Annotated in this window: 28 protein-coding genes; 2 read left to right on the top strand and 26 right to left on the bottom strand. The window is 54.1% G+C overall.

From position 1 onward, the window contains the following. Positions 1–2 precede the first annotated feature (2 nt). The 4 genes from GX030_09185 to GX030_09200 all read right to left on the bottom strand — a co-directional run bounded on the left by GX030_09185 (position 3) and on the right by GX030_09200 (position 4,110). Entirely contained in the window at positions 3–1,220 is a 1,218-nt protein-coding gene (locus tag GX030_09185; protein ID NLV92547.1) for a type II and III secretion system protein, read from the bottom strand. 63 nt (positions 1,221–1,283) lie between these two features. Beyond that, a complete protein-coding gene (locus tag GX030_09190) occupies positions 1,284–2,504 on the bottom strand; it encodes a hypothetical protein (GenBank protein ID NLV92548.1) in 1,221 nt (406 codons plus the stop codon). Between the two features lie 126 nt (positions 2,505–2,630). Next, positions 2,631–3,179, bottom strand: coding sequence for a hypothetical protein (locus GX030_09195; protein ID NLV92549.1), 549 nt, complete (start codon positions 3,177–3,179; stop codon positions 2,631–2,633). 43 nt (positions 3,180–3,222) lie between these two features. Continuing rightward, the gene (locus GX030_09200; GenBank protein ID NLV92550.1) at positions 3,223–4,110 is read right to left on the bottom strand and encodes a hypothetical protein; all 888 of its coding nucleotides are present in this window, start codon (positions 4,108–4,110) and stop codon (positions 3,223–3,225) included. Positions 4,111–4,431: 321 nt separating this feature from the next. Here GX030_09200 and GX030_09205 point away from each other — a divergent pair, with 321 nt between their 5' ends. Then, positions 4,432–5,427, top strand: a complete 996-nt coding sequence (locus GX030_09205; protein ID NLV92551.1) for an aldo/keto reductase — start codon at positions 4,432–4,434, stop codon at positions 5,425–5,427. Here the strand turns inward: GX030_09205 and GX030_09210 are convergent. From GX030_09210 to pfkB, 13 genes are all read right to left on the bottom strand, one after another. Further along, positions 5,399–6,559, bottom strand: coding sequence for a hypothetical protein (locus GX030_09210; GenBank protein NLV92552.1), 1,161 nt, complete (start codon positions 6,557–6,559; stop codon positions 5,399–5,401). The genes GX030_09205 and GX030_09210 overlap by 29 nt on opposite strands. A 124-nt stretch (positions 6,560–6,683) precedes the next feature. After that, a complete protein-coding gene (gene csrA / locus GX030_09215) occupies positions 6,684–6,941 on the bottom strand; it encodes a carbon storage regulator CsrA (protein NLV92553.1) in 258 nt (85 codons plus the stop codon). 39 nt (positions 6,942–6,980) lie between these two features. Continuing rightward, positions 6,981–7,427, bottom strand: coding sequence for a flagellar assembly protein FliW (locus tag GX030_09220; protein NLV92554.1), 447 nt, complete (start codon positions 7,425–7,427; stop codon positions 6,981–6,983). 12 nt (positions 7,428–7,439) lie between these two features. Further along, complete coding sequence (locus GX030_09225; protein NLV92555.1) at positions 7,440–8,003, bottom strand: hypothetical protein; 564 nt, start codon at positions 8,001–8,003, stop codon at positions 7,440–7,442. Between the two features lie 57 nt (positions 8,004–8,060). After that, positions 8,061–8,993 carry a flagellar hook-associated protein FlgL gene (gene flgL, locus GX030_09230; protein NLV92556.1) on the bottom strand — a complete coding sequence of 311 codons (933 nt, stop codon included), beginning with the start codon at positions 8,991–8,993 and terminating at the stop codon, positions 8,061–8,063. A gap of 6 nt (positions 8,994–8,999) precedes the next feature. Beyond that, positions 9,000–9,170, bottom strand: a complete 171-nt coding sequence (locus GX030_09235; GenBank protein ID NLV92557.1) for a hypothetical protein — start codon at positions 9,168–9,170, stop codon at positions 9,000–9,002. 51 nt (positions 9,171–9,221) lie between these two features. Then, a complete protein-coding gene (gene flgK, locus GX030_09240; protein ID NLV92558.1) occupies positions 9,222–10,454 on the bottom strand; it encodes a flagellar hook-associated protein FlgK in 1,233 nt (410 codons plus the stop codon). Between the two features lie 73 nt (positions 10,455–10,527). Beyond that, entirely contained in the window at positions 10,528–11,073 is a 546-nt protein-coding gene (locus GX030_09245; protein NLV92559.1) for a flagellar protein FlgN, read from the bottom strand. Between the two features lie 24 nt (positions 11,074–11,097). After that, positions 11,098–11,391 (bottom strand): flagellar biosynthesis anti-sigma factor FlgM, encoded by a 294-nt coding sequence (flgM, locus tag GX030_09250; protein ID NLV92560.1) that lies wholly within the window; start codon positions 11,389–11,391, stop codon positions 11,098–11,100. Positions 11,392–11,510: 119 nt separating this feature from the next. After that, positions 11,511–11,945 carry a MerR family transcriptional regulator gene (locus tag GX030_09255; protein ID NLV92561.1) on the bottom strand — a complete coding sequence of 145 codons (435 nt, stop codon included), beginning with the start codon at positions 11,943–11,945 and terminating at the stop codon, positions 11,511–11,513. Continuing rightward, positions 11,942–12,715, bottom strand: coding sequence for a ComF family protein (locus GX030_09260; GenBank protein ID NLV92562.1), 774 nt, complete (start codon positions 12,713–12,715; stop codon positions 11,942–11,944). The genes GX030_09255 and GX030_09260 overlap by 4 nt, the downstream gene beginning before the upstream one ends. A gap of 61 nt (positions 12,716–12,776) precedes the next feature. Further along, a complete protein-coding gene (locus tag GX030_09265) occupies positions 12,777–13,040 on the bottom strand; it encodes a hypothetical protein (GenBank protein ID NLV92563.1) in 264 nt (87 codons plus the stop codon). Positions 13,041–13,165: 125 nt separating this feature from the next. After that, positions 13,166–14,116 (bottom strand): 1-phosphofructokinase, encoded by a 951-nt coding sequence (gene pfkB / locus GX030_09270; GenBank protein ID NLV92564.1) that lies wholly within the window; start codon positions 14,114–14,116, stop codon positions 13,166–13,168. Positions 14,117–14,264: 148 nt separating this feature from the next. Here pfkB and xylB point away from each other — a divergent pair, with 148 nt between their 5' ends. After that, on the top strand, positions 14,265–15,791 hold the full coding sequence (gene xylB, locus GX030_09275; GenBank protein ID NLV92565.1) for a xylulokinase: 1,527 nt from the start codon (positions 14,265–14,267) through the stop codon (positions 15,789–15,791). 61 nt (positions 15,792–15,852) lie between these two features. Here the strand turns inward: xylB and GX030_09280 are convergent, their stop codons facing one another. The 9 genes from GX030_09280 to GX030_09320 form a co-directional block, all read right to left on the bottom strand. Then, entirely contained in the window at positions 15,853–16,512 is a 660-nt protein-coding gene (locus GX030_09280) for a hypothetical protein (protein ID NLV92566.1), read from the bottom strand. Positions 16,513–16,793: 281 nt separating this feature from the next. Further along, positions 16,794–18,656, bottom strand: coding sequence for a DEAD/DEAH box helicase (locus tag GX030_09285; protein ID NLV92567.1), 1,863 nt, complete (start codon positions 18,654–18,656; stop codon positions 16,794–16,796). A gap of 44 nt (positions 18,657–18,700) precedes the next feature. Beyond that, on the bottom strand, positions 18,701–20,908 hold the full coding sequence (locus tag GX030_09290; GenBank protein ID NLV92568.1) for an ATP-dependent RecD-like DNA helicase: 2,208 nt from the start codon (positions 20,906–20,908) through the stop codon (positions 18,701–18,703). A gap of 128 nt (positions 20,909–21,036) precedes the next feature. Beyond that, positions 21,037–21,327 carry a DUF192 domain-containing protein gene (locus tag GX030_09295; GenBank protein NLV92569.1) on the bottom strand — a complete coding sequence of 97 codons (291 nt, stop codon included), beginning with the start codon at positions 21,325–21,327 and terminating at the stop codon, positions 21,037–21,039. A 70-nt stretch (positions 21,328–21,397) separates the two neighbouring features. Continuing rightward, entirely contained in the window at positions 21,398–22,120 is a 723-nt protein-coding gene (locus GX030_09300) for a response regulator transcription factor (GenBank protein NLV92570.1), read from the bottom strand. A gap of 33 nt (positions 22,121–22,153) precedes the next feature. Then, positions 22,154–23,338, bottom strand: coding sequence for a hypothetical protein (locus GX030_09305; GenBank protein NLV92571.1), 1,185 nt, complete (start codon positions 23,336–23,338; stop codon positions 22,154–22,156). Further along, a complete protein-coding gene (gene vanZ, locus GX030_09310; GenBank protein NLV92572.1) occupies positions 23,319–23,678 on the bottom strand; it encodes a VanZ family protein in 360 nt (119 codons plus the stop codon). Before vanZ ends, GX030_09305 begins: the two co-directional genes overlap by 20 nt. Positions 23,679–23,772: 94 nt before the next feature. Continuing rightward, positions 23,773–24,573, bottom strand: a complete 801-nt coding sequence (locus GX030_09315; protein NLV92573.1) for an S-methyl-5'-thioadenosine phosphorylase — start codon at positions 24,571–24,573, stop codon at positions 23,773–23,775. A gap of 197 nt (positions 24,574–24,770) precedes the next feature. Further along, the gene (locus GX030_09320; GenBank protein ID NLV92574.1) at positions 24,771–25,472 is read right to left on the bottom strand and encodes an FMN-binding protein; all 702 of its coding nucleotides are present in this window, start codon (positions 25,470–25,472) and stop codon (positions 24,771–24,773) included. Between the last annotated feature and the right edge of the window lie 60 nt (positions 25,473–25,532).

Genomic DNA, 25,532 nt, shown 5'->3' on the forward strand with positions numbered 1-25,532 from the left:
GGCTACTTAAGCTCCTCGGCACTGATAAACACCAACAGCTCCCGATCACTGGAAGAATTTGCCGTGGACTTAAGAAGCCACCGGATCACTGGAAGGCTCCCTAGGATGGGAACCTTGGCGTCCTTGGTCATGGTGTTTTCCACCGTCAATCCCGACAGGGCTACCACCTCACCGTCGGTGACCTTCAGGGTTGTTTGCACCTGGTTCTGATACACCGTTGGATCATCCTTCACTTCCGAAATGTGGCTGATCTCCGGGGCAATCTCCAGGAGAATCACTCCCCCTTCCAGGGCTGTAGGGGTAACCGTCAACCTGACCCCGGCCTCAACGCTTTGATAGCGATGGGTTCCATCGTCGGTTTGCCTGGTGACTAATCTGGTCTCGCCACTGAATAGAGAGGCTTGCTTACCCTCAGCAACTATGAGGGTGGGATCGGCGTGGATGGCCGCTTCATTTTTCTCCTCCAAAGCAGAAAAGAGGGCAACAATCCGCTCAAAGGGATCTCTGTATTCCAATCCTACCAAACCGCTTTGAAGCTGCAGCGATGTTGACCAGATCCGGTCCCACAGCCCCTCATCCTTAGAACCAGTTACCTCAAGGGAGTTGATCCCCCACTGCTGCAAGGTAGCGGTGGCCACCTCGGTGATCAGAGCTCGAATCCGGTATTGGGTGACGGGACGGGGCCGATCGATCTTGTCAATAAGGGCGGTGATCCGCTGGGCTATGTCCGGGGGAGCAGTCACCAACAGCAGCGATTCCTCCCGGGAAAAGCTGAGGTATTGATCGGCATAGGCGGGAAGCAGCTCCCGGGCAGTAGCCGCGGAAATGTGTTTTAGCGAGATAACCCTGGTGTCCACTAGACTGGAAAAGGCCCGATTATAGGGATCGGGAAGACCAACCAGGTAGAAGTTGCCGTAGTTGCGATAGGCATACCCTCCCGGCAGACACAACATCTGAATAACAGTCTCTAGTGGAACCTGGTCGACGGTCAAGGTGACAAACCCCTGAACAGTCTCATCGACTAGGATATTGATACCCGTCTGCAGTGCCAGCTCATTGAAGGCCTCCCGCAAGTCCATCTCATAGAACATCACACTGACCAAGGGGGAGGTCATCGGCTCCTGGGCCCAGGAGGCTCCGGCGACCATCACCGCTGTTACCCCAAGGACTAAGAAGAAAATCCAGAAAATCGAATTGTACAGAACTCGCAGTTGTTTCACCATCAATTCTCCTTGCCTACCCTCCATCTTCTTGGCAGGCTCATGTAGAGCTTTTGGAACAAACTAGTTTGCTGTCTCATGCCCAACGAAAACCTCAATTGGTATCCTCTGTTCCTCTAAGACTTCCGTTAAGGTCTGGTCGGTATAGACAATTACTTTTGCCACACCCCGATAGTGCCCAAAGACAGCATTGGGAGGAATCTGGATGGACAACACTATTCGATTGGGATGGGTCGAGCGCAGTGGTAGCAGTTCGGGACCGTAGACCGTCACAAAGTCCGCCACCGACAAGGGACCTCCCTCTGGCAGTGATTCAAGCTTTACCTGGGCATACAAGGGCCGTGGACTCAGGTTAGTAATGGTGAGGGGTTCCATTTGCCGCTGCCTTGGCCTAAGTCTAGCTTCGATTGCCTCTCGATCCAAGGTAATATACTGTCCCGCAACGGCCTGTTGAGATAGATCGGAGTCATCATATTGGATGTTGATCGATTGGTTGATGACTCCCTGTCCCCGCTCCGCATACTGCAACAGGGCCCGCAAATGGTATGTACCAGGGGCCAGTGGCCGGCGGGGACTTCCGGTATAAAGAACCTTAGCACCGGGATAGATCCGAGTTGCATCCTCATTGTTTTGATGCCCCACCAGGGTACGCAGAGCCAATCTTTCAACGAGTCGATGATTTTCGTCCCGAATGGTCAACTCAACGGTGGCGGGATAGTCTTGACTCGATGGGTTACTCACCTGCGCGACAAACACGGGATCACCGGCCTCATCCTGCTCCAGTCTGAGAAAGTCCAGATTGGCTCGAGGAAGATCCGCTGGTCCCGGCACTCGAATCACCACTCGAACGGCGTACCGAATCCGCAATCCCCCAGGCGGCAACCCGCCAACGGGTTGCGGTTCCACCATGATGATGAGAACGTGACTTCCAGAGACACCAAAGGGCACACTAACCTGCACCTCTATCTCGCTGGGCTGGTTACCGGCAACCCGCAGAGGCTGAGAAGGAAGCTTGACCCACCGACTGGCAGGAAAGGATTCAGGGTCCCCCTGTTCGAAGGCAAAGCTCCCGGTGGGCAGCTGCACTGGCCGATAGATGCTGAGATGAATCAACTCTTCTTCACCCGTTGGAGTCAACCTCAAAGTAAAACGAGCAGATTGCCCCGGTCGCAGATCGAAATCCACGGCAAGGGGCTGCACACCGACACCAAGAGCTACCTCACAAAGAACAAGTACGAAAAACACCGAAAGGATTAGCCCGCACCGATACTTAGCTGATCTCACTGCCATCACTCCGGTTCCCATTGCTGCAACCTCGGATTACTAACAAAAGCGCGGCTTGAAAAAGCCGCGTAGTTGTCGCAGTATATTGCTGTTTTCACCATCGCTCCCTTGGTTCCTTCAGCGCCGCTACTGGGTGATGGCGTTGCTGGCAGCCACTGTAATGATCACCTGGGCATTGTAATTACCCGCAGGTTGGTCAGAAATCTCGCGTAATTTAGCCATTGCCGAAATTGTATAATCTACTTTTCCGTCGGACCAATCTTGTGCGGCTTCGCTGGTTCTTGTGTCTCTGTCCTCATCAGTGTTGAGCTCCATAGCCCAGATATCATCGACACTTGTCCGCGTGATAAGATATCTTACTGGAATGTAGGGGCCCTTTTCGGTAGAGGTGTAATTGTCGATCTTTCGCAAGGGTTCGGCGCTGACAGTCAGATCAATGGAATGATTGGTTTCTACGGTAAAGGAGACTTTGTCAGACTGCTCTTCACCTTCTTTACCGATAAAGGTGAATGCAAGACCCTTGTTAGGCTCTGGCTTAACCGCTGCGTATTGTCCAACCCCAGCTGTAACTTCGATAGTTGCAGTTTTCGGGTCAGTTGGCTGCTCAGCCAAGCCAGTACCTCCAATCGACAATACCATTGCCAGCGCTAAGATCAAACCAATCAATTTTCTCATTGCTTATTGCCCTCCCTGTTTTGCCATGCCATATGTAAGTCAACTATTGTCCAGGGTCAACGAGGGAAAAGTTGATGCGACCCTGTTCATACCTCCCTGCCGGGTCCGTTAGTACCGACTTAAGGTACAAATAGACCGTTATCGACGCGTTGTTTTTCTTGGAATTTCTAATCAGATACAATCCCTCATCGCCAATGGGTTGAGGCTCCTGATGCTCTCCCACAGCCAGTAATAACCGATCTCGGGGGATACTTGGAGCTTTACCCGACGGAGAGCTTTCCGGTCCCTGGTACACCAAGGGCTCTCCGGTCACTTTTAGGTGCCAACCGGTGTAGTTGGTGGTTACCTCCACCTGAACCGCCTGAGCTAGGGGATATACTCCCGGTCCTCCGTCCGCGCTAAAGGCCACCTGGGTAGGAGTTACCTGGATTTGACTGACCTTCGGAGTTCCCAGCCAAAGGCGAATCTCCGGTAGTCCCTTTTCCATGTTTTGGTGGGACAGGCGCAGGAGGAATTGGTATTCCCTTGCCGTCTCTCCCGGGGTGGATTCCAGTCGAAATCGAACCTGTTGCCTTTGGGGTTGACCGTTGTTGAGTTGGATATGGAAGTCCTGTCCCAGGGAAAACTCCCGAAAGGGAGCTCCCCTCACTGCGGCCAGCAACAGCGAAGTAGGGGAAGAGGAAGTTATCTCCTCCAAGCGATACTTGAAATTGTAGCTGCCATCACCGAGGCGGAGAAAAGTGAGGATTACTTCGTCGCCCCCGGAAGTGACTTCCAAATCGATACCCAATCGCTCGTCCCGGTAAGCCCACTGCAGCTCGCCGCCTCCTTCTCCCAAGGGGGAGATTGGTCCACCGGCTGCCGCCGCGACTGTTCCGATTAGGCACCAGATTGCCGCTAGAGCTATTAATTTCATGTAGCCCATGCGCACATTGCTTGTCCTCCCTGGGAAATGCCTCACCCCATCGGTTTCACCCGTCCCGAAAATAGGTCTATCCGCATCCAGCTAGTCTGCTTAGCAAATTCACACCCATTGTATGATCCGCATCTCGTTTAAATCTCGATTTTGCCTTCTTCTTCCTGGAATTTCACCGGAAATGAAAATATGAATGGCCAGTACTACTGGGACCACTACAAGGAAAGACCCAATAGTATCCAGAAAGATTCCAGAAGGATAAGATAGGTTAGATGATTCTGACTAAACTCGTTCCTACACTGCCCATTTGGCAAAACCTAAATTAGGAGGCTTTTCATGGAATACAGGAGGTTAGGTAATTCCGATTTGATCGTTTCCCGTATCTGCATGGGATGTATGGGCTTTGGCAGCCCAGCAGCAGGTCAACACAGCTGGACGCTGGGAGAAGAGGAAAGCCGGGAAATCATTAAGCGTGGGCTTGATCTAGGTGTGAATTTCTTTGATACCGCGATTGTGTACCAGGGGGGTACCAGTGAGCAGTATCTTGGTAGGGCGTTGCGAGATTTTGCCCGGAGGGATGAGGTCGTTGTGGCCACCAAATTCCCACCCCGCAGCCGGGAGCAAATCGCAGCGGGAATCGGTGGACAGAAACATATTGAAACTATGCTTAACCGAAGTCTAGAAAACCTCGGTATGGATTACGTAGATTTATATATCTATCACATGTGGGACTTTCACACTCCCCTGTATGAGATTATGGAGGGCTTAAACAACGCAGTTAAATCCGGAAAAGCGCGTTATATCGGCATCTCTAATTGCTATGCCTATCAGCTGGCAAAGGCAAATGCTCTAGCGGAAAGGGAGGGCTTTCCGAAATTCGTGGCGGTGCAGGGACACTACAATCTCATTTTCCGGGAAGAGGAACGGGAAATGGCCCTTCTCTGTGAGGAGGACAATATTGCAATGACTCCCTACAGCCCATTGGCCGGTGGGCGGCTGTCTAAGCATCCCGGTGAGACCTCCAAGCGGTTTGAGGAGGACTCCTACGCAAGGTCTAAGTATGACGCCACGGCAGAACAGGACGCGGTAATCATCAGCCGGGTAGCAGAGCTAGCTGAAAGGCACGGCGTTTCCATGACGGAAGTAGCTCTGGCTTGGCTGTTGACAAAAACCACGTCTCCGGTGGTGGGAGTCACCAAGGTGCATCATATTGAGGGTGCCGTCAAGGCCCTGGATCTGAAACTAACCGATGAGGAGCTTGCCTATTTGGAGGAACCCTATGTACCCCATAGATTGGTGGGCGTTATGGCAGAGCTACGCCAGCAGCGGTAATCTCCTGCCACTGCAGAGTTGCAATGGTGCCAATCACCTTGGGAGAGAGCCAGCGTTGAATCCGCCGGGCAATAGCGCGGCGTTGGTCCAGGGATGTTCCATAGAGCAGGACGTAGAGGGTATCCAGTCTTCTGTGGGTGATGACATCCCCCCGCCTCAGTTCCTGCCTGAGGTTATCTACCAGTGTCTCCATATCTTGAGAGGCCAAAGGTTGGGCCATTTTCACCGTCAATAATATGGACTTTCCTTCCTGCCGGGACAAGCGACGAATCTCTACTTCACAAATACTGCGGAATACCTCATAGCGGCACACCATAGCCCCTGCTTCAATCTGTGCCGAACTCAGCAAATCCCTTAAGTCTCCACCTTGATCATCGAGATCCTCAACGATCTGTCTAACCCGAACCGACGGTGGAATCCCCAGCTCATCCTCCATTACCTTCTCATAGTGGCGATAAAGATGAATGGCCTCACTCAGGTTATTTTGCGCTGCAAGGATCTCCAGTCCCAGTATGTAGAAATCCTCACGGAAGCGATCCTCGCCAATCCCCCTCTTGAGCTGTGTCAGGGCCCTGGCTGACTCTCCCTGCTGCTGCAGTATCCCAGCCAACCGCAGGAGCATGTCCAGGAACATGTCTCGATAGGTTTGCCGATGGGTTTCCGTCCAATCTTGATAAATGTCGCTGGGTAGTAAGGGCCCACGATAAGGCTCAATACCCCTTTCCAACAAGGAACGCTCTTCCTCGGGAGATTCCCAGGTTCTGAACTTGAACACCCGATGATAATGCTCTTCAAACTCTCTCCAGTCAAACCAGTACTGTTTTTGGGGATTTAGGCTGTATCGGGTAACCCCTTTGACGATGTAGGTATCGGCACCGGGGACGTCGATGATGCTTCTCAAGCGATAGACGGTATCGTATAGACGCCTTTTGCCCTTTTCCTCATCGATTTCCGGCCACAGTATCTCGATTAGGGTATCATCGGCCACGGCATGCCCAGGGTAAAGCAGCAAATACTTGAACATGTCCAGTGCCTTTTTCGATGTCCAGTCCTGTTCGGAGAGTACCCGGTTTCCGATTTCAACGCGAAATTGACCAAATCCGTAGACTTTGAGAAGGTTTTGGCCCTGCAAATTGCTCCCCTCCCGTTACCCCTTCGACCTAGTATGACTCCATCACGCCGGACAGTCCCTGTAAATCCTAAATAAAAAACTACCGCACCGCGGTAGTGGCAAATAATAGCAAGATAGAACTATATCACTGTTCCTGTTCCCCGGAAGGGGATCTTCCCGGTAACAGTTCATCCAGCTGCTTAATGTCCAACTCCCGCTGGGCCAGGGCAGCTCGCCGATTTTCTGCTTGAATCTCTCGGTATACCTCTTCGCGGTGAACTGTGATTGATCGGGGAGCATCTATTCCAATCTTGACTTGGTCGCCCCGCACCTCAACCACGATAATCTTTACATCATCGCCAATAATAATGCTTTCATCGACCTTCCTGGTCAAAACTAACATAGAAAGTCCCTCCTTGGACTTTTTCCGTCGGATAAAGTATTATGCCGAGCGGGTGTCTTCCTTGGGTGGAAATACTCGATGCCGAGTAGTATACTCATCACCGGTTAACACTACTTGTTTTCCCTTCCTGGTCTTGGGGTTGATTACCAACGGCCCCTGCAGGTTAGCGGTCATCAACCTGACCTCCGACGGTACGGTGACAATGGCCAGAACCGCTGCCTCCGCGTCAGACTCAATCCCCAGGTCCGCCACTTCCTCCTGGGCCAACTTCACCCGGTAATCCGGCCAAACTGCCGTGGGGTCAAGGACCACAAAGGCCAAATCGGGATCCTCTGCACTCTGTAAGTAGCTAAAGGGACTCTTGCCATCGAAGTTCAGGAGGATGTAATCCCGCAGGTGTTCAAAGCCTAGTATGCCCCGTTCGAAGGTGATGATATCGCTGGGGTCAACTTCAAGGTTTCCAAACCTGGTGGTGGTAATTTCCATTCTTTCACCTCCTCAGATGATGATATCTATGAATCGCCCCACGACCTCAATCTCAATCTCTGGTCTGGGGTCGACTTCCAATTGTACGGTTCCCGGAGTGTAGGTAATCTGAGGTGCCTGGGTAGAGGCAGTAACTTCCAGCTGCGGATCGGTGAAGTCTACCCAGATGTCGCCGGAAAAGGAAATTTCCGGAGGATGCTTGGGCACCGCATCAACATTGACTTCAGGGGCTGGAGCCATGGCTTCCTTTCCCATTTCAGCCAAGATGTTGGCTCCTGTACCAAGGCTTTGGGCCATCCGATCTCCATTCCTGGCCCAACGGGCGATTCCCTCGGTGCTTTTGATCCACCCGACGTCGGCTTGCTCCCCTTGAAAAAGCTCCGGGGTTTTCAAGCCCATGTCGGCGTGGGCCTTGGTCAGGTCAATCTCCACTTGCACAGCTTCGGAGCTTACCCTCAGCTGTGCTGGCTCCTGCCGCACCGCCACTTGAGGGAGCGAGGTACGAATCTCTAGCTGTGCCGGATGCTGCTGTAGGGCCAGCCGTCCCCAAGTCTGAGATATCTCCAGTCGTACCACAGCAGTCTCCCTCCCCTGCCCGCAAGTTTGACAAGTAGTGGCTAAAACAACTTCAGACTAACGGAGAAAGTCCATCAAAGTCGGTTGGATAATCCTTGCCCCCGAGCTCAATGCTAAGTAGTAGGCATTTTCTTCCATCTTCAGATTCATGATAGTCTCGGCTACATCAATATCCTGAACCTTAGACAGTAAAGTTCGAGTGCTGAGCTCCAAATCCTTTAGCCTGGTGGCCGTTACTTCCAACCGCTTAACTTTGGCTCCGGCCTCCGAGCGACTGCGCAGGGCATCGTCGATGGCCACATCAAATTGTGAAAGGGTGGCATTGACGTCACCATCTGCGTTGGTCAACGCGTGGTTCAACTGGAGCAAGGCACTCATGGCAGTGGTAAAGGCATCATCACCGCCGATACGAAAGTCCAAGGTAATCCCTACCCCAATCTCAATGCCAGAACCCTGGACCGAGGCAAGTTTGCCTAGGTAGGTGTCATCAATTACGCCGTCGACACTGATCAGTTCTCTTTCCAGAAAGAGAATATTACCATCCTTATCCAACTGGAAGGGCGCCGTATCGGTTTTGGCATAACCGAACATATACTCATCGGCAAAGGTGCTGTTGCCGATCTGGATGACGTGGTCGAGAAGCTGTTGAACCTCATCGGCGATGGCCGCCCGGGCCCTTTCGTCCAAAGCCCCGTTACTACCCTGCACCGCTAATTCCCGACCCCGCTGGAGCACTTCTCCCAGTTCTGCCAATGCCGAGTCTGCGGTCTCTAAGTATCCGATTCCCCGATCCACATTGGATAGATGCTGCTCAATTTCCCTCCGGTTGGCAGTGTACTTGAGGACGTTGGTAATTCCTACGGGATCATCGGAGGGCCGCAGGATCTTCTTCCCCGAGGCCAGCTGCTCATTGGTTCTGCTTAACCGCCTGAGATTCCCCTGTAGGTTGCTCAGGGAATGGTTCACCAGCATTTTATTGGTAATTCGCACCTAAATTCACCTGCCTATTAATCCCATCCGATTGATAATCACATCTAAGATTTCATCCACCGCGGTTACTAGTCTCGCCGCAGCACTGTAAGCATGCTGATACTGAATCATGTGAGCGATTTCCTCATCCAGGGACACGCCGGAGACCGCTTCCTTTTGATTCTCCAGGTGCTCCATCAACACCCTTTGGTTATCGGAGATCCGAATGGCCTGCTGGGTATCGGCTCCCTATTCTCCCATAATCCCAGCGTAGAAGTCCGAGGAAATGTTGGCAGTATGCTGCAAGTTGATGATCTCCAAAAGATTTTGGTTATCTCCCGGACCACTGTCGGGATCGGTGCCTCCCACCGTGGGAGCACTGGCAGCGGCAATGGCATCGAGACTATCAAGAATGTCCTTGGATAGAGTAATTACCTCCGCGGCACCCCGGGGATCGTCTTCGTCAATGACAAAGAAGTCGATAGGTTTTCGGCCCTCAATCCCATAGGTGTCGCCTAAGCCATATCCCTTGTTGTGAACCTCGTTAATCTCATGGGCTAGGGCTTTAGCGAAGTTATCCAGGTGTTCCTTATATTTGGGGATATAGTGGTCCCGCAGTTCCAGAAGGCCCTTGATGGCTCCATCGGTAATTTGCGGTGTAACCTCTCCCTGACCTTCCCACCGCAGCTGAGGCATCTCCCCTTGCTCGGTAGCGGGAATCACCTCTAGGCGACGAACCGTCGCATAGTCTACTAGGGTGCTGCCGCCGATGCTGATGGTAATGGAAGCGTTGGGCTGTTCCCGGACGCTGATGTTAGTGAGCTGACTTAGCTCGAAAATCAACTGGTCCCGTTGATCCAATAGGTCGTTGGGATTGTCCCCGGTAACCGAAATGGCCACAATTCGCTGGTTCAGATCGGCAATTTGTTCGGCCAATTGGTTAACGGTGCCGATCTTTACCGCCAGCTCCGCGTTGAGCTCCTGCTGGTACTCACGGGTCTGCCGGGCTACGTGGTTGAAGGAATCCGTCAACAGCGCAGCACTTTGTCTGACCACTGCGCGAGCCGAGGCATCATCGGGGCGTTGGCTCAAGGTCTGCAGTGCCTGGAAGAACTCATCTAAAGCCATACTGATCCCGCTCTCCGATGGCTCGTTGAAAATCATCTCCAGCTTTTCCAAGCCCGCCTGAATCGTTTGCCATTGGCCGGTGGTGGCGTTTTCCGTTCTCAGCTGGGTTTCTACGAACTGATCCCGCACCCGCTGGATCGCGCCTACTTGCACTCCCGTGCCAATTTGCCCCGGCGAAATTGGCCGATTCAGTCCCGGAACGGTATAGGGATTATTCGGTGTCAGCACTACCCTTTGCCGGGAATATCCCGGGGTATTGGCATTGGCGATGTTATGTCCGGTAATATCCAAACCCGCCTGTTGGGCTCTCATTCCGCTTAACCCAACGTAGATTCCTGAAAAGGTCGATCTCATGTCAAATCCCCACTCCTTCTTCCCATGGCCCTGCCCGCTGGCTTAAACCAGCCGGTGATGAGCCCCCTTCGGCCTAGGCCTTGGCATCAAGTACACGGGCTGCAGTCTTCTGAACTCCCTTGCCCTCTCCCGGCTTTCCGTAGGTGGCAGCCTCTTCCTCTCCCCCGGTGAGAACTTCTAGGGAGAAGTTGACCAAGGCCAAGGAATGAAGCAACAGCCGATGGTTGAACTCCATGGTCTCTTTTATCTCGGTAACTAGAGTAGTAAGTTGTGTTTGCAACTCCTCTAGCCTCTCATTCCAGGGCGCCGGAGCCAGGGAGATAAAATCCCCCAAGGTCAGCTCAATCCGTTGCCCTGTTAAGTCCGCCGCCTGCTGCTCCAAGGCGGTAATCAGTCGATGCCTTTGCTCTTCGATTCCTTCTAGCTCTTGGGCCTTAGCTGCCTCCTGCAGGGCAATCCTCTCCAGGGTAACGGGATCGTCCTGAGTAAGGGCTTCGGTTTTGGCCTGCCCCAGTTGCACTAGGTCTGCTAATACCTCAACTTGTTGGGATAAAATATCAGCCAGTGTGGTATACACCTGGCTGTCCTTTGTTGTTGCTAAATGCCGATTATATTCCATGGGGTCACGATCGCTCCCGAATACTCAATTTCCTCTCTTAGCGGCAAGGAATTCCTCGACCATCTTTTCCGCCACTTTCTCCGCCGATACCTGGTAGGTTCCCGCCTGAATCCTTGCCTTCAACTGGGCTACCTTCTCTTCTCTCACTGTCGGCAACTGCGAAATATGCTGTTTCAGAGCCTGAATCCGTTTCCCTTCGGTGGACAAGTCCACGGAATCTTTGCCCAAGGAAACTTGTCCCGGTTTTCCTCCGTACTCGATTTGTCTCTTGTGATACAGCTTGGCAATCCGGGAAACCTGTCCTGGCACAACCTTCATCGAAGTCACCTCATCAAAGCTTGTTGCTCGACCTATTAGTAGTATCGTCACCTTCTGGATCAGTCTTTAGCATAAAAGAAAAAACCCCGAAACCAACCTCCTGGCTTCGGGATAAGTAATCATCGATCCTGCCTACGAATGATGGCAGCCTTGCTGTGGAAGCGCTCCCGCTTCGACGGGGGATCTCCTTTCCCTACCGTCGGTTCGGATTTCCCTTGGGATTGGAATTGGGGTTGAGACCGGCCCAAGTCTCTTCTCATGGCAGCAAGACACTTGGTACAGAACCTTCCACTGGCAATCAAGTCACCGCAGGACTGGCACTGCAATTCCGGTCGAGACAAAATCAGCCGACCTTCCCGCACAAATTGATTGATTTGTTCCACCGGTACCTCGGTGGCAATGCTGGTCTCAGCCACCGTAGCTCCGGGATTTTTCCGGATGTAATCCCGCACTATTTCAAATTCCTCTTGCTCCCGTTGTAAACAGCGGGGACAGATCCGCGAACCCCTCGAGCTAAAGACGACGCCACAGCGATTACAATTCCGTAGACTCATGTGTCTCCTACCTCCAAGTCGTGGTCATTGGCATCCACCGCCAGGCAGTAACCATAGACCTTACTGGCCCCTGACCGCAACAATACCCGAGCAAGTTCATTAATCGTAGCTCCTGTAGTATAAATGTCATCGACAAGCAGTATAGTCTTACCACGAATCAGGGTCGGTTCAAACACTGCAAAGGCCTGCTTGACATTGTTTCGCCGTTGACCACCACTTAATCCTGCTTGGGGTCTCGTATCCCGGATTCTCCCCACCACCTGGGAATACAGCGGCAACCAATTACCGACGGCTATGCGTTCTGCCAAGAGTTCAGCTTGATTATACCCCCGCTGCCGCAAGCGCTGAGGATATAAAGGGACAGGGATCACACAGTCTACAGGGAATTGGTGGTCAGCTAGTCGCAGAGCCATGAGCTCTCCTAAAGCATAGGCCAATTCCCACTGCCCCAAATACCTCATGGCATGCAACCAGTCTCGGACTGGATCATCGTAAAGGCACAGGGCGCGAACTTGAGCATAATAGCGCGGCCAAGCCCCTTGACAATGATAACACAGTCGTCGCTCTTGCACCGGGCGTCCGCACCGATGGCAATAACTGGTGCCTACTAAGGGTATCTGGAGAAAGCACTTGCGGCAAAGGAACACTGTCACCAACGGGGGTAAAGCTTTTCCACAAACCAAGCAGCGATCCTGGGGAAGCCGAAGCTCATCCCACCACTGCCTGAGTGCCGTCAACCATCTCTGCCATGGAGACAGAATAACAACCACCCTCCCACCTCTGCCAGAGACACATTCTGTGCCCTTCGGCGATGGCTGGAGTGTGGCAGGTTCACTGCAACTGATCGGCCGGAGCGGTCTCTATCCTTACCTTAATCACGTGGGCCATGGGGAACATGCGAATCAAGTCCTCGCCCGGTCCCGTTACGAACATCATCTGGTCATCGAATCGCAGCAATTTGACTCCGGCGGGCATCCCCTTTAGCTCCTTGGCCACTTCGAACTCCACGGCGCTAACATGACCTGCGTTTTCCGCTTCCAAGAAACGAAGCAAGTGTCGGGAAATATCTCTGCGCTCAAACCGAAGAACAAACATGGGGCAGCCCTCCTTCCCTCGAGGTAGGAGTACGTTGGGTTCGCCCTATACTTCTGATCGCAATGACTATTCCCTGCAAACTGGTCAAATCCTTCAAACTTGACCAAAGACCTAGTTCAAAGGACCTAGTTAGCGCCCTCGATTTCAACCTGAGGAAGCAGCTCTTCGATTAGATCTCGACTGCCGGGTTCCGTCCCCTCGGTGGTGGCCGTAGCGCTGCCGCAGGCAGTTCCCCACCGGGCCACATCGGCCAGGGAATAGCCTTGCCAGATCCCATACACGGTGCCAGCAACCAACGCATCGCCACAACCTACGGTGGACCGCACCGTCACCGCGGGCGGTCGGGCGAGAAGACTTTCCGTGGCTTGACAATACAGCGCACCCTGGGACCCCAGGGATACTACCACCAAGGAAACACCCTCATTCAGGATCTCGCGGGCTGCCCCTTCCACCTCTTCCAGGGTCTCTAACCTGTGACCCACTAGATCGCTTAACTCTTCCAAATTAGGTTTAATCACGTCGGGAGCCGCCTTGATACCCTCTGCCAAGTAGTCTCCGCTGGTATCTAGTACCGTGTACCAACCCCGCTCCTTCATCAGGGAAATTAGCTGGACGTAGACATCCTTAGGCAGCCCCCGGGGCGGATTGCCGGCGAACACAATGATGTCCCGCTGCTTTTTCTCTACTGATGAGGTGCCCAGGGATTGCAGCAACTCCACCAACTGGGCCCATTCGTCGGAGGTAATCTGGGGACCGGGTTCGTTCAATTCCGTGGTTTCGCCTGACTGCAGATCCCTCACCTTGATGTTCATCCGGGTCTCTTCCTGAACCTCGACCCAGGCTCCACCAATCCCCTTGGCGGCCAGCACCGCCTTGATCCACCGGCCGGAGTCTCCGCCAAGGAAACCCAGGGCGGTGGTCTCGGCTCCCAGTTCTCTTAAGGTCAAAGATACGTTAATTCCCTTGCCACTGGCGTTATCGATCCGTTGCCGGACTCGGTTTAGCTCTCCGGGACGAAGGGATGGCAATAACAGAGTACGATCCACTGCGGGATTAAGGGTTACTGTATAAATCATAGGAATTGGACCAAAGGGTCCGACACCTCCTTGGCGATTTTCTCCTCCTTGATCTTTCCCAACAGATTCTTTTCCTTCCTGCCCAGACTACACTTAAGCAGGAAGAACCGCCGCGATCCGGAAGAAACATGCAAGAGGAGGGTTGCTTATGGCACTGTTAGTTGGGATCGACGTTGGGACAGGAGGAGTCAAGACGATTGCCGTTGACGAATCGGGCCAGATTTGCGCCCGCTCCTTTCGCGAATATCCCCTCAGTCAGCCCAAGCCTGGTTGGACTGAGCAAGATCCCGAGGACTGGTGGCAAGCGACGCTAGAGACTTTACAGGATGTCGCCGGCCAACTGGGAAGTAGAGCTAGCGAAATCAAAGGAATCGGCCTTTCGGGGCAGATGCACAGTTCGGTGTTCCTCGACGGGAACAGACAGGTAATCCGACCAGCCATTTTGTGGAATGATGGGCGCACTGCCCGCCAGTGTCGGTGGATTACCCAAGAGGTGGGCCAAGCCCAGCTGATTAGCCACACCGCCAACAAGGCCTTGGAAGGTTTTACCGCGCCCAAAGTTATCTGGCTGCGGGAAGAGGAACCGGAGAATTACGCCAGGGTTCGGTGGCTAATGCTGCCCAAGGACTACGTACGGATGCGGTTAACGGGAGAGATCTACACAGAGGTCTCCGATGCCGCGGGCACTTTGCTTTTCGACGTTGCCAACCGTCGCTGGTCGGAGGCAGTCCTATCCCGCCTAAATATTGATCCAAACATTCTACCGGAGGTCAAGGAATCCGGCGATTGCTGTGGCTATCTGACCCAAGAAGTAGCCGCCCGCACAGGCCTACCCGCGGGCATCGCCGTAGCCGGCGGGGGCGCGGATAACGCCTGTGGTGCCGTGGGAGCCGGCATTGTCAAAACAGGAAGAGCTCTCTCTAGTATCGGTACATCGGGAGTAGTCCTGGTGCAGACCGACAATCCCAATCCCGATCCTGAAGCCAAGGTTCATACCTTCAACCATGGAATTGCCCACCGGTGGTACAACATGGGAGTCAGCTTGTCCGCGGGGCTATCCCTCAAATGGTTTCGGGACAACCTCGGTCACCTGGAAAAACAAGTGGAGGCATTGTCGGGCTATGATGCCTATGACCTGTTAACGGCCCAGGCCGAAGACATCCCTCCCGGCGCTGAGGGCCTCCTGTTCCTTCCCTACTTAACGGGAGAAAGAACACCCCACGGAGACGCCAATGCCAGAGGCGTGCTGTGTGGACTAAGCCCCAGACATACCAAGGGCCATATCGTTAGGGCCATTTTGGAAGGCGTTGTCTTTGCGCTGCGGGATTCTCTAGAGATTATTAAGGAGCTGGGGACCACCGTCGACGAAATTCGGGCCATCGGCGGAGGGGCCAAGAGCAGACTGTGGAGCCAAATTCAGGCCGACGTGATGAACGTGAAGATCGCCACCCTCAACGTGGACGAAGGGCCTGCCTTCGGTGCCGCGTTACTGGCCGGCGTCGCCGCCGGGGTCCATGCTTCTGTGGCTGAGGCAGCGGAGGCGTCCATCACCACTACCGCAATCATTACTCCCAATCCAGAGGCCGTGGCCGTCTATGAAGCTTACTACCGGGAATATCGTGCATTGTACCCAGTCCTCAGGGACTCCTTTGCCCGCATGGCGCAGCTATCCTAATCAACAGAAAAGAATACAGGACAGAGATAGGCACCCTTTGCCCCTTCTCTGTCCTTGCTGATCATACTAACCCGCGAGCTCTGCGTTTTCTCTGCTCCTCGAACAAGAATCCGACGATGAGGTCCTGTTCCTGTGTGCTGATATCCTCGAAGGCAACGGCGCCCCGGGCAATTCCTCCGGAGAAATTGCCGGTCAGTTCCGTGCGCACTACCCTTCCCGTCAATCGCAACAAATGCTTACCGGACAGCGGCAAAGCGATGGCCAAAGCAGGCACGGAATTCCAGAGATTGGCATCGATGGCCAACAACATTCCGCTACCACTTAGATCCACAACGGTGGCATCGAGCCACTCCTCTTCCACCTCCGCGGACTCCACGGGAGCGATTTGGACCGGCAGGTTTACCTCCAGTCGGAAAAACTCCCGAAGGTTGACGGGTATCAATTCCCTGGGTTTCTCCAATTCCCAGTAGGGAATTTTGCCAATGCTGGTTCGCAGCAGTTTCCCTGTAAAACTGTAGCGACTGCCCTCACTGAGAATGTACCCTGTGATTCTCGTTCCCACTGGAGTATAGACCAAATTACCTTGCTGCATAGGAGCAGCTACTGTAACGGTGTCGGCCCCGATGTCCTCAATGCGACTGAGATAGCGGCGTTTTTCGGCTCCCAGCCAGGTGAGCTCTATCCTTTGATTCACATAGAAAATCTTGTCAAATAGCCGCAACCGCTACCCCCCTCTTCTGTTAACGACATAAAATCTTGGTCGCGGATCAACTCTGCCTCTCCCTCTACCTTGCCAATTTCCTGGGGACGTTGGGATCTCGACGCCGGCATCGGCCGCCAAAGCCCATCCGGTGGCGATACAATTTCCCTTCTCTGGGAAATCCTTCGCTTTGATTGCAGAAAACCCCTTGTTTCTCCATCAAGCACTCCTGCGTAATCCCAGAAATTGACAACCCCGATGGTTGTAGGATTTGTTCGGTGTTGCTTGGGTAATCTCCTTGTTTAGCGAACCCAGGATGAGAGTGCTCCTTGGCTCCGGGCATTGGCCTCCCGGATCATTGCCGCAGCTGCCGTCATGGCTTTAGTTTCTTTGGCAGCCAGGAACCAGACCTCTCCCGAGGGTTGCTCAGGAGTTCTCCCCACTCGGCCGGCAATTTGTACTAGGGTGGCACAGGAAAAGATTGTTTCGGTATCGGCCTGGGCTACGATCACGTTCACCCCTGGAATCGTTATCCCCCTGGACAAAAGGGTGGTGGTAACCAAAGCATCGAGTTGGCCGCTCCGCAGTCCTTCCAGTAGTTTCCGGTTTTCTTGTTTTCCGGCATGAACGAGATCCAGCCGCAAGTCGGGCCAGCGCTGCTGCAAATACCGCGTCAAGGTTTTACCTGCGACCACCGTAGGAACAAAAATCAGTAAAGGAGATAGTTCCCTGCGCAGAATGCGTTCCTCTAATTCCGGGGGAAACAGCTGGGGACTACCCACCGAACTTTGCCGCCCATTTCCCTGGAGCCACACCTGGGGTACCGGTAGGGGTTGTCCATGATGGCGTTGGTGGATTACCACCATGGCCCACTTTCCCTGATGCACCTGCTGCCAGTGGTACTCACTGGGGGTGGCTGTCATGGTTATCCCTTGGGCGCCTGGGGCAAAACACCGGCTCAAGGCCCGGGCCAGCATGGGATCACCTTGATAGGGAAAGGCATCGGCTTCATCTAAAACCACCAAATCGAAAACCGCCGCAAACCGCAGGGTCTGATGGGTGGTAGCCACAACGATCTGTCCCAGGGGACCTACCTGGGATTGCCCTCCCACCAGCAGGGAAACCCGACGCTGGGGAAAGGCCCGGCGAATTCTGTCCACCAGCTCCAAAACCACCTCCCGCCGGGGCACTGCAAAGAGCACCCGCTTGCCCTGGCTTAAGGTGGCAGCTATCGCGCCAAAACAGGCCTCGGTCTTCCCGGCCCCACACACCGCCCACACTAAGCAGTTATCTGGGGCTCCAGGCTCGGTGACAAATCTAACCAAGTCGTCATAGGCCGCGGCCTGGGGTCCCGTTAGGGTAAAGGCCAGAACTGGCTCCTTGCCACCCTTCTCCTCGTTCCCCGAAGCCCAGCTCCGCTGCGCTGCCCTCCCCGAAGGCAACCGGGAAAAGTCGTAGAGGGGTCGACAGGCACAGACCTGGCCCAAGTTGACACAGGCTCGACACCGGCGACAACCAACGGCTCCACAGGTGGGACACCGGCCTGGACTAACAACTAAGTCCGTGGTGGACCCACAGCGGCTGCACTGCCACTGTACCCCAGGGGATAGCATTACCCCTGGCTCCTGCCTCACCAATCCCAGCAATCCCGCCAGCTCCAAGAGATAGGGCACCGGCAAGGAAGTATCAATCCCCTGCCGGCGGATCTGGCCGAGGGCTTCATCCTCTAACAGGCGCCGACCATAAAGGAGACTAACTAATCCTTCCACCTCAGCCGCAAGGTCTTCACCGGTAGGGACACCCGTGGTGTCCCAGTCCCCAGCCGCGATGGAAGGGAGTCTTCCCGGCCAAGATCCCGCAGACACCGAGGCCTTCAGGCCCAAGACTCGCAGGGACGCCTTGGCCTCTCGGCGCAGCCACCTGGACAACCTCCAGTGACTCCTTCGCCGAGAATTTCGGTATCCTGCCTGCTGTAAATGGGCCATCAAATTCCACACCGCCCACATCGGCAGCGGTCCCGCGACCATCAGAGGCTTTGGTGAGTGCCCGGACTTCCTGGCGAGCATCCCTTGGAAAATCTCCCATACCAGCGGTGTCCGCACCGGATGCCACAAAAGGCTGTCGTTGCAATCTAAGGACACATAGAGGTAATAAAGTTGAGACACAGGACTCCCTCCCCACCAGTTGTGAGAAGGGCATGGCTGAAGGCTTACTCTGCTAGCATAGCTGCCTTGATTCTCAGGTCAAGGCCGGAGTAACGGCGGGATTCATCAACGTTGCCGATAAAGGACCGCAGGGCCCGCTGGGAACCCACTAAGACCACCAGCCCCTTGGCCCGGGTCACTGCCGTGTACAGCAGATTGCGGGTTCGCAGGGTCGGTGCCACAAAGGTAATGGGCATCACCACCGCTGGGTACTCGCTTCCTTGGCTTTTGTGCACCGAGATGGCATAGGACAGGGACAGCTGATCTAGCTCTACCCGGTCGTAGACAACTTCTCGCAGGTCATCGCCATCGGGAAAGGCCACCGTCAGCTCTCCCTCTTCCTCCGATAGGGCGATGACAGTACCGACGTCACCGTTGAAGACTCCCTTTTCATACTCGTTTCTTAACTGCATCACTTTATCCTTGATACGAAAACTCGTCTCGCCATACTGCAGTTGTGCCTGTCCGGGGCCCAAGGGATTGATCACCCCTTGCAATCGCTGATTCAGCGCTTCCGTTCCGATGACACTGCGGCGGGTGGGAGTCAAGACCTGGATATCCTCCATAGGGTCCAATCCGTAATAGTTGGGCAATCGGGTGGTGACCAGCTCCGCAATGGTGTCGGCTGCCCTTTCCCCATCCTCGGCATCGATCCAAAAAAAGTCACCATCGAACTGATTGAGCCGGGGATATTCCCCTTGATTAATCCGGTGGGCATTGGTCACAATCAGGCTGGTCGCAGCTTGGCGATAGACCTCCGTCAATCGGGCCACAACCACAGAATTGCTGTTAATCAGATCCTTTAGCACTTGACCGGCACCAACGGGAGGTAACTGATCCACATCCCCCACCAGCACCAGCTTGGTTCCCGGCTGCAGGGCCTTCAAGAGATGATTGAATAGGATGATGTCCAACATCGAGGCCTCATCGACGATCACCGCATCGGCGGCTAGGGGATCGGACTCGTTTTTTTGAAAACCCATCGTCCCCCCTTCTGACACTCCAAACTCCAGCAACCGGTGGATGGTCTTGGCCGGACGGGAGGTGGCCTCGCTCAGGCGCTTTGCTGCCCTTCCCGTGGGAGCCGCGAGCAGGCACCGTTGGCCCTGATGCTCCAGCATTTGCAGTAGAACCTTAACGATTGTGGTCTTACCGGTACCGGGGCCCCCGGTGATCACCACTACCTGTCCCAGCAAAGCAGCTTCCACCGCCCGCCGCTGTCCCGGGGCCAGCGTCAGCCCCGTTTGAGCCTCCACCTCCTGAATTTGCTGGCGAAGATCACCGATGAGAGGAAGTTGCTGCTCCCTGACATCCCGCAGGAGCTTAACCACCCGCTGAGCAGCCATCCTTTCCGCTCCACAAAAGGCCGGCAGATAAACACACTCCATCTGCTCCTTGGCATCGGCCAAGGATTCCTGAATCAGCTGCCCCCCTTGGATCTGCTCATCCAGAACTGGATCCAAACTGTCCTCGGGGACGTTGAGAACCGCGGCGGCCCGTTGGAGCAGCTCCTGTCGGGGCAAGAAGGTGTGGCCTTCGCCGGCACTCTGGGTCAAAGCATACTTCAATCCTGCGGCCAATCTAGCTGGAGCAGTGGGTGCCAGGCCCTGACTGGCGGCGATTTCATCTGCGGTCTTAAAACCAATACCAAAGACCTCCGACGCCAGCCGATAGGGATCAGCCTTAACTATCCTGATCGCGTCAGGACCGTACCTTTGATACACCTTGACCGCGATACTGGGTTTTACTCCACATCCTTGCAGAAAGGCCATGATGGCGTGAATATCCCGCTGCGCCTGCCAGGCCGTGGCAATGGCCTGGGCCTTCTTTTTCCCGATTCCCTCAACTTCCATCAACCGCTCCGGGGCCTGATCGATGATCTCAAGGGTATCGACGCCAAAATGGGCGACCAACTTCTGGGCCGTGACGGGCCCGATGCCCTTGATCAACCCGGACCCAAGATACTTTTCAATCCCAGCTATGGATACCGGTACCATGGGTTGTGCCTGGCTTACCTGAAACTGGCGCCCATACTCTCTGTGATTAATCCACTCTCCGGTCAATACCAGGTGCTCGCCGACACTAATCGCCGGGAAATTACCCACCACGGTGGTGACTCCCGGTTTGCCCTCTTCCCGGAATCGGGCTACGGTGTACAGAGTAGCTTCATCGCGGTAGGTGATTCGCTCCACCATCCCTCGAATTTCCGTCATTGCCAACACCTCCCCCTTTGACCGGTAGTGTCAATACTTCCCCGCCTTCCCTGCGGTACCTGCCGTAGGCGCTGTTTGCTAAAAACAAAACTCGCCACACCGATGGCGAGCACCAAAGTTGGAAGAATTCAATTGACAACTTCCCACGCGAGCCGCTCTCCGACGGCAACTTGCGCCGTATTAAGCGGCAGCTCCAGAGCGTATTTGGCCCGCCAGACCACCGGTCCCAATCGGTTGGGACGGATATTCCTGACGCTCCGGAGGACAGTCCCGTCGGCAGCGAGAAAGACCACGTCAAAGGCAAATTTCATCCCTAGACTGTGAATACCGTTGCATCCCGTGAGCAAAAGACCTTCGCCGGGATTGAGGTGCGAGGTCCCCAGCAGACCCACTAGACGAGTGAGAAAGGAATCCGCCAACCTAATCCGATCTCCAATCAGCTCTCCAGTAGTAGTGTTCCATACCTTGACAAAGGTTTGGGACCTGGCCTTATTTATCCCATGGGTCTTTCTCCATCCCCTTTGGCTCTACTCCATGCCGGATTCCATAGATAGCCGCTTGGGTGCGGTCATTGACGTCTAGTTTCCGAAAGATACTGCTGAGATGATTTTTGACCGTGTTCTCGCTAATATATAGGTCTTGGCTAATCTGCCGGTTGGTGCAACCGGCGACGATTCGCTCCAGGATTTCAAACTCCCGTTCCGTCAAGAGCCCCAACTTGCCCCCATCCATCACCGCGGTGTATTGCTCCCGGGTTTCCTTCACCCGTTGCGGGGCTTCATAGCGCTGACTCAAATCCCGATAATCCTCTAGAACGGCGTCCAATTGTTTTCCAGACAAATAGGGCTCTCCCTGGGCTGCCTTCCGAATGGCGTCGGCGACTTTACCGGGTTCGGAATCCTTGAGCAGGTAGCTCAAAGCACCGTTGCTCATTACCTCCCGCAGATACTCCTTGTCGTCGTGGATCGTCAAGACAATGATTTTGGTCTCCGGCAATCGGTCAGCGAGCCAGCGTGTGGCCTCAATGCCATTCATTTTCGGCATGTTAATGTCCAGGACTAGGACGTCGGGACGCAGCTGCATCGCTTTGCTCACTGCCTCCTGACCATCCCCTGCTTCACCTACCACCTCAATATCTGACTCTAGGCTGAGAATCTGCTTTAGTCCACTGCGCAGCAATGGATGATCATCTGCAATCAAGACTCGAATCACAGCTTACTACCACCCTTCCAGGGCCAACAACCATTATCTAATAGGTCCCCTCCCCCCTTTGAGAGGGAGCCGGATGTTAATCGTCGTACCTAATCCCGGCGAACTGTCGATGATGATTGTTCCCGTTAACAACTCTACCCGCTCGATCATCGAGATCAGTCCGTAGTGGTCACCATTTTGCTGGTGAGCCCTTACCTTGGTCACATCGAATCCGATGCCATTGTCACTGACCCTGATCTTTAATTCATTTCCACTTATTTCCACCGATACCTGCACCACGGTAGCCTTGGCATGTTTGCGCACATTGTTGAGGGCCTCTTGCACTAGGCGAAAAACGGAAATCTCCAGGGTTTGAGGCAACCGCCCCTTCAGTCCAGACAGGGTAATGTTAGCCTGAATACCGGGTTCACTGTCGTTGAATCGCTCGATATATCGTCGTAGGGCCGGACCTAACCCTAGATCGTCTAGGGCCATGGGCCTTAGATCAAAGATGATGCGCCGAACTTCCCGCAGAGATATCTTCACCGCCTGGCGCAATTCCTCTAACTCTGCCAGCACCTGAGAGATTTCATTGCGCTCCAATAGTTTCTGGCAGATTTCCGAACGCAGGACAATGTTAGCCATCAGTTGAGCTGGCCCATCGTGAATTTCCCGAGCGATGCGCATTCTCTCTGCCTCCTGGGCCTCGGTCACGTGGGCAGCAATCTCCACCCGCTTCCGTAGATCCGAGACCTGCAAACTGGCAGCATCTCCACCCCCGGTCAAAATCTCTGCAGCCAATCCCACCTGGCCTACGGTACGTTCTGCCCGGCGCAGCAAACTCGCCAGATTCTGCAGGTCCTGCTCCAGTTGCCCTTGCCGCTGCCCCAGCATCCTCCCGATTTTTCTGGCCTCTTCCAGGGAGGCCTGAAGTTGAAGGGCATCCTGATAAGTCTGGACGAGGGCCGACCCTTGATTCTTACCGGGGTGGTCCTTCACATCGGTCAATGCCTCTTGGGTCCGCTGCCACTTCTCCTCCAAGGCAGCCATGTACTCAGCGTGATCCGACACCTGCTCCCTAATCTCTTTCACTTGCTGCTGCAATTGGTCATACTCGGTCCTGGCGTTTTCCGCCAGAGAAAAGACCTGTTCCCGAACCTCCTGCAAGGTGCGGAAGGCAGTCTCCAACAGTTGATCAAGGGTTTCCCCAAAGATGTCCTTAGCGGATATGGATGTCACTTTCCTTTGGCCCACCCCTTTTTTCTTTAGGTACCACCCGAGTCAGGAGCCACAACCCTGTCTGCACAACTAAGGCTCCCACCAAGTCTGCAATCACATCGCTAACCGAGGCCACTCTCCCGGGAACCACCATTTGGTGCAGTTCATCACTAATACCATATAACAGTGTGCCCAGCACCGCCACTCCATGGGCAACCAACAAGCTAGCCCCACTGCTTCGCAGCGCCGAGTAGAGACAGAAACTGAGACCGCCAAAGGCAAGGGCGTGGAGCAAATAATCGGGAGCCGGGAGGTGGATCTCCGATCCCGGCTGCTCCGACAGATAGAAGATCAAACCCATATAGGCAGCGGTCAGGACCCACCATACCCAGGCTACCCTCCGCTGATAAATAGCTGCATGGATCCTGCTCAGCAAGGTTTTCAATTAGATTCACCTAATCTACCAGGGCCCCTGCCGCCGTGGAACAGTCACAATCACGCTCTTGGGGCATGTTGGTAATCATCGCCATCAGCAACCGCTTCAACTTATCGTTGTTTTCACTAAAGACCTTAAGTACAGCTTCATGGGTGACGGGAGCAATGTCAGGATGCCCTTCCAACTCGGCATCGTAATCGGTAACCAAAGCTATATTCACGTAGCACAGACCTAGTTCTCGGGCCAGGATCCCCTCGGGGTACTGGGTCATATTAATTACGTCCCAACCATGACTGCTGTATTCCTTGCTCTCGGCCCGGGTGGAAAAACGGGGGCCTTGAATCACTACCACGGTGCCTTGGGGATGAACGGTAATTCCCAACTTCTGGGCTTCCTCCACTGCCAGTCGACGCAGCCGAGGACAGTAGGGTTCCGCCGCGGTCAGGTGGGTCACCACCGGCCCTTCGACAAAGGTATCTTCCCTTCCCCAGGTCCGGTTGACGAACTGATCGGTAACGACAAAATCTCCTGGCTTAATCTCTGGTTTCAGACTACCAGCAGCACAGGGACCGATCACTTGGGTCGCACCAAGATGCTTCATCGCCCAAAGATTGGCCCGGTAATTGATTCTGTGGGGCGGTAACTGATGATCTTTGCCATGGCGAGGTAAGAAGCCTACCGCCCGTCCAGCAACGGTAGCCACGGCAATTTTGTCACTGGGGGCTCCATAGGGAGTATCTACCCAATGTTCCTCAACATCATCCAAGAACTCATAGAATCCAGAACCACCAAAGACACCGATTTCGATTTTCGGTCGCATTACCTGAGCCTCCTAACAGGGCTTCTGAATTGAAATCCCTATGAATGAGAATCGATTTTAGCTTCGACCAAACAGCGAAAACCTCCTTCCCAGAGCAGGATAGGGAAAAAGCCTCGGAATACATTCCAAGGCTTTTCAGTCAATTGGGAAAGAGGGGGGAAATACCCCTATAGTATTATTCTTGCCAGTTTGGCAATTTACTTAATGAAGTTGTCGGGATTCATCCCGGCTTGCTGCAGAGCGTGCTTCACGGCAGCAGCGTAGGCTTCACAGCTGTGGGTAGCACCGGCAATAACGTCAACATTTAGCTTCTGTTCTGCCACGATTTTAGCTGGAATTTCCTTATAGGCTTGGACTGCCTGGGGCCATGGATAGCCAGTTGCCGGCTTATTGGCCTCCCGGGTCTCATTGGCACCGGTGTTCTGGGCAGGAACCAACTGAACATCGACGATGCGGTTGGCTTCCTTGTCAACGACAACCCTGGCCACGGTGTGACCGTGAGCATAGTTACGGCTTACACCGTAGAAAACGTTACCGGTGTAACTGTCGGAAGCAATGGCCAAGGCCAGAGCGGTAGCTTTGTTGTAATCATTGACGCTACCGGTAGCACCGGTGATCAGGTCCATGGCAGGGCCCTGCTTAGCGATAATTTCGCTGGGGAACTTCGCAAAGGCATCGACACCTAGCTGATAGCTATAGGTTCCCTCGGGCTTGACCGGGTTTAGAATCTCAGCGCCGACGATGCGATCATTCTTAATCTTGATATCGACAATAATGTCGCCTCTGGCATTACCGATAAAACCAATAAAGGAACCATCGCGATACTTCTCACCGGCGAAGGCAACGCTGGTAGCAGCCAGCAGCATGACTACCAAGGCGATAGAAATAACTTTCTTCACTAGAAACTCCCCTTCCTGATGTAAAAAAGTTAGTAAGACACGATACTACCCGGCAGCATT

The organism is Bacillota bacterium (genome assembly GCA_012727955.1).
Taxonomy (GTDB): Bacteria; Bacillota; Limnochordia; order DTU087; family JAAYGB01; genus JAAYGB01.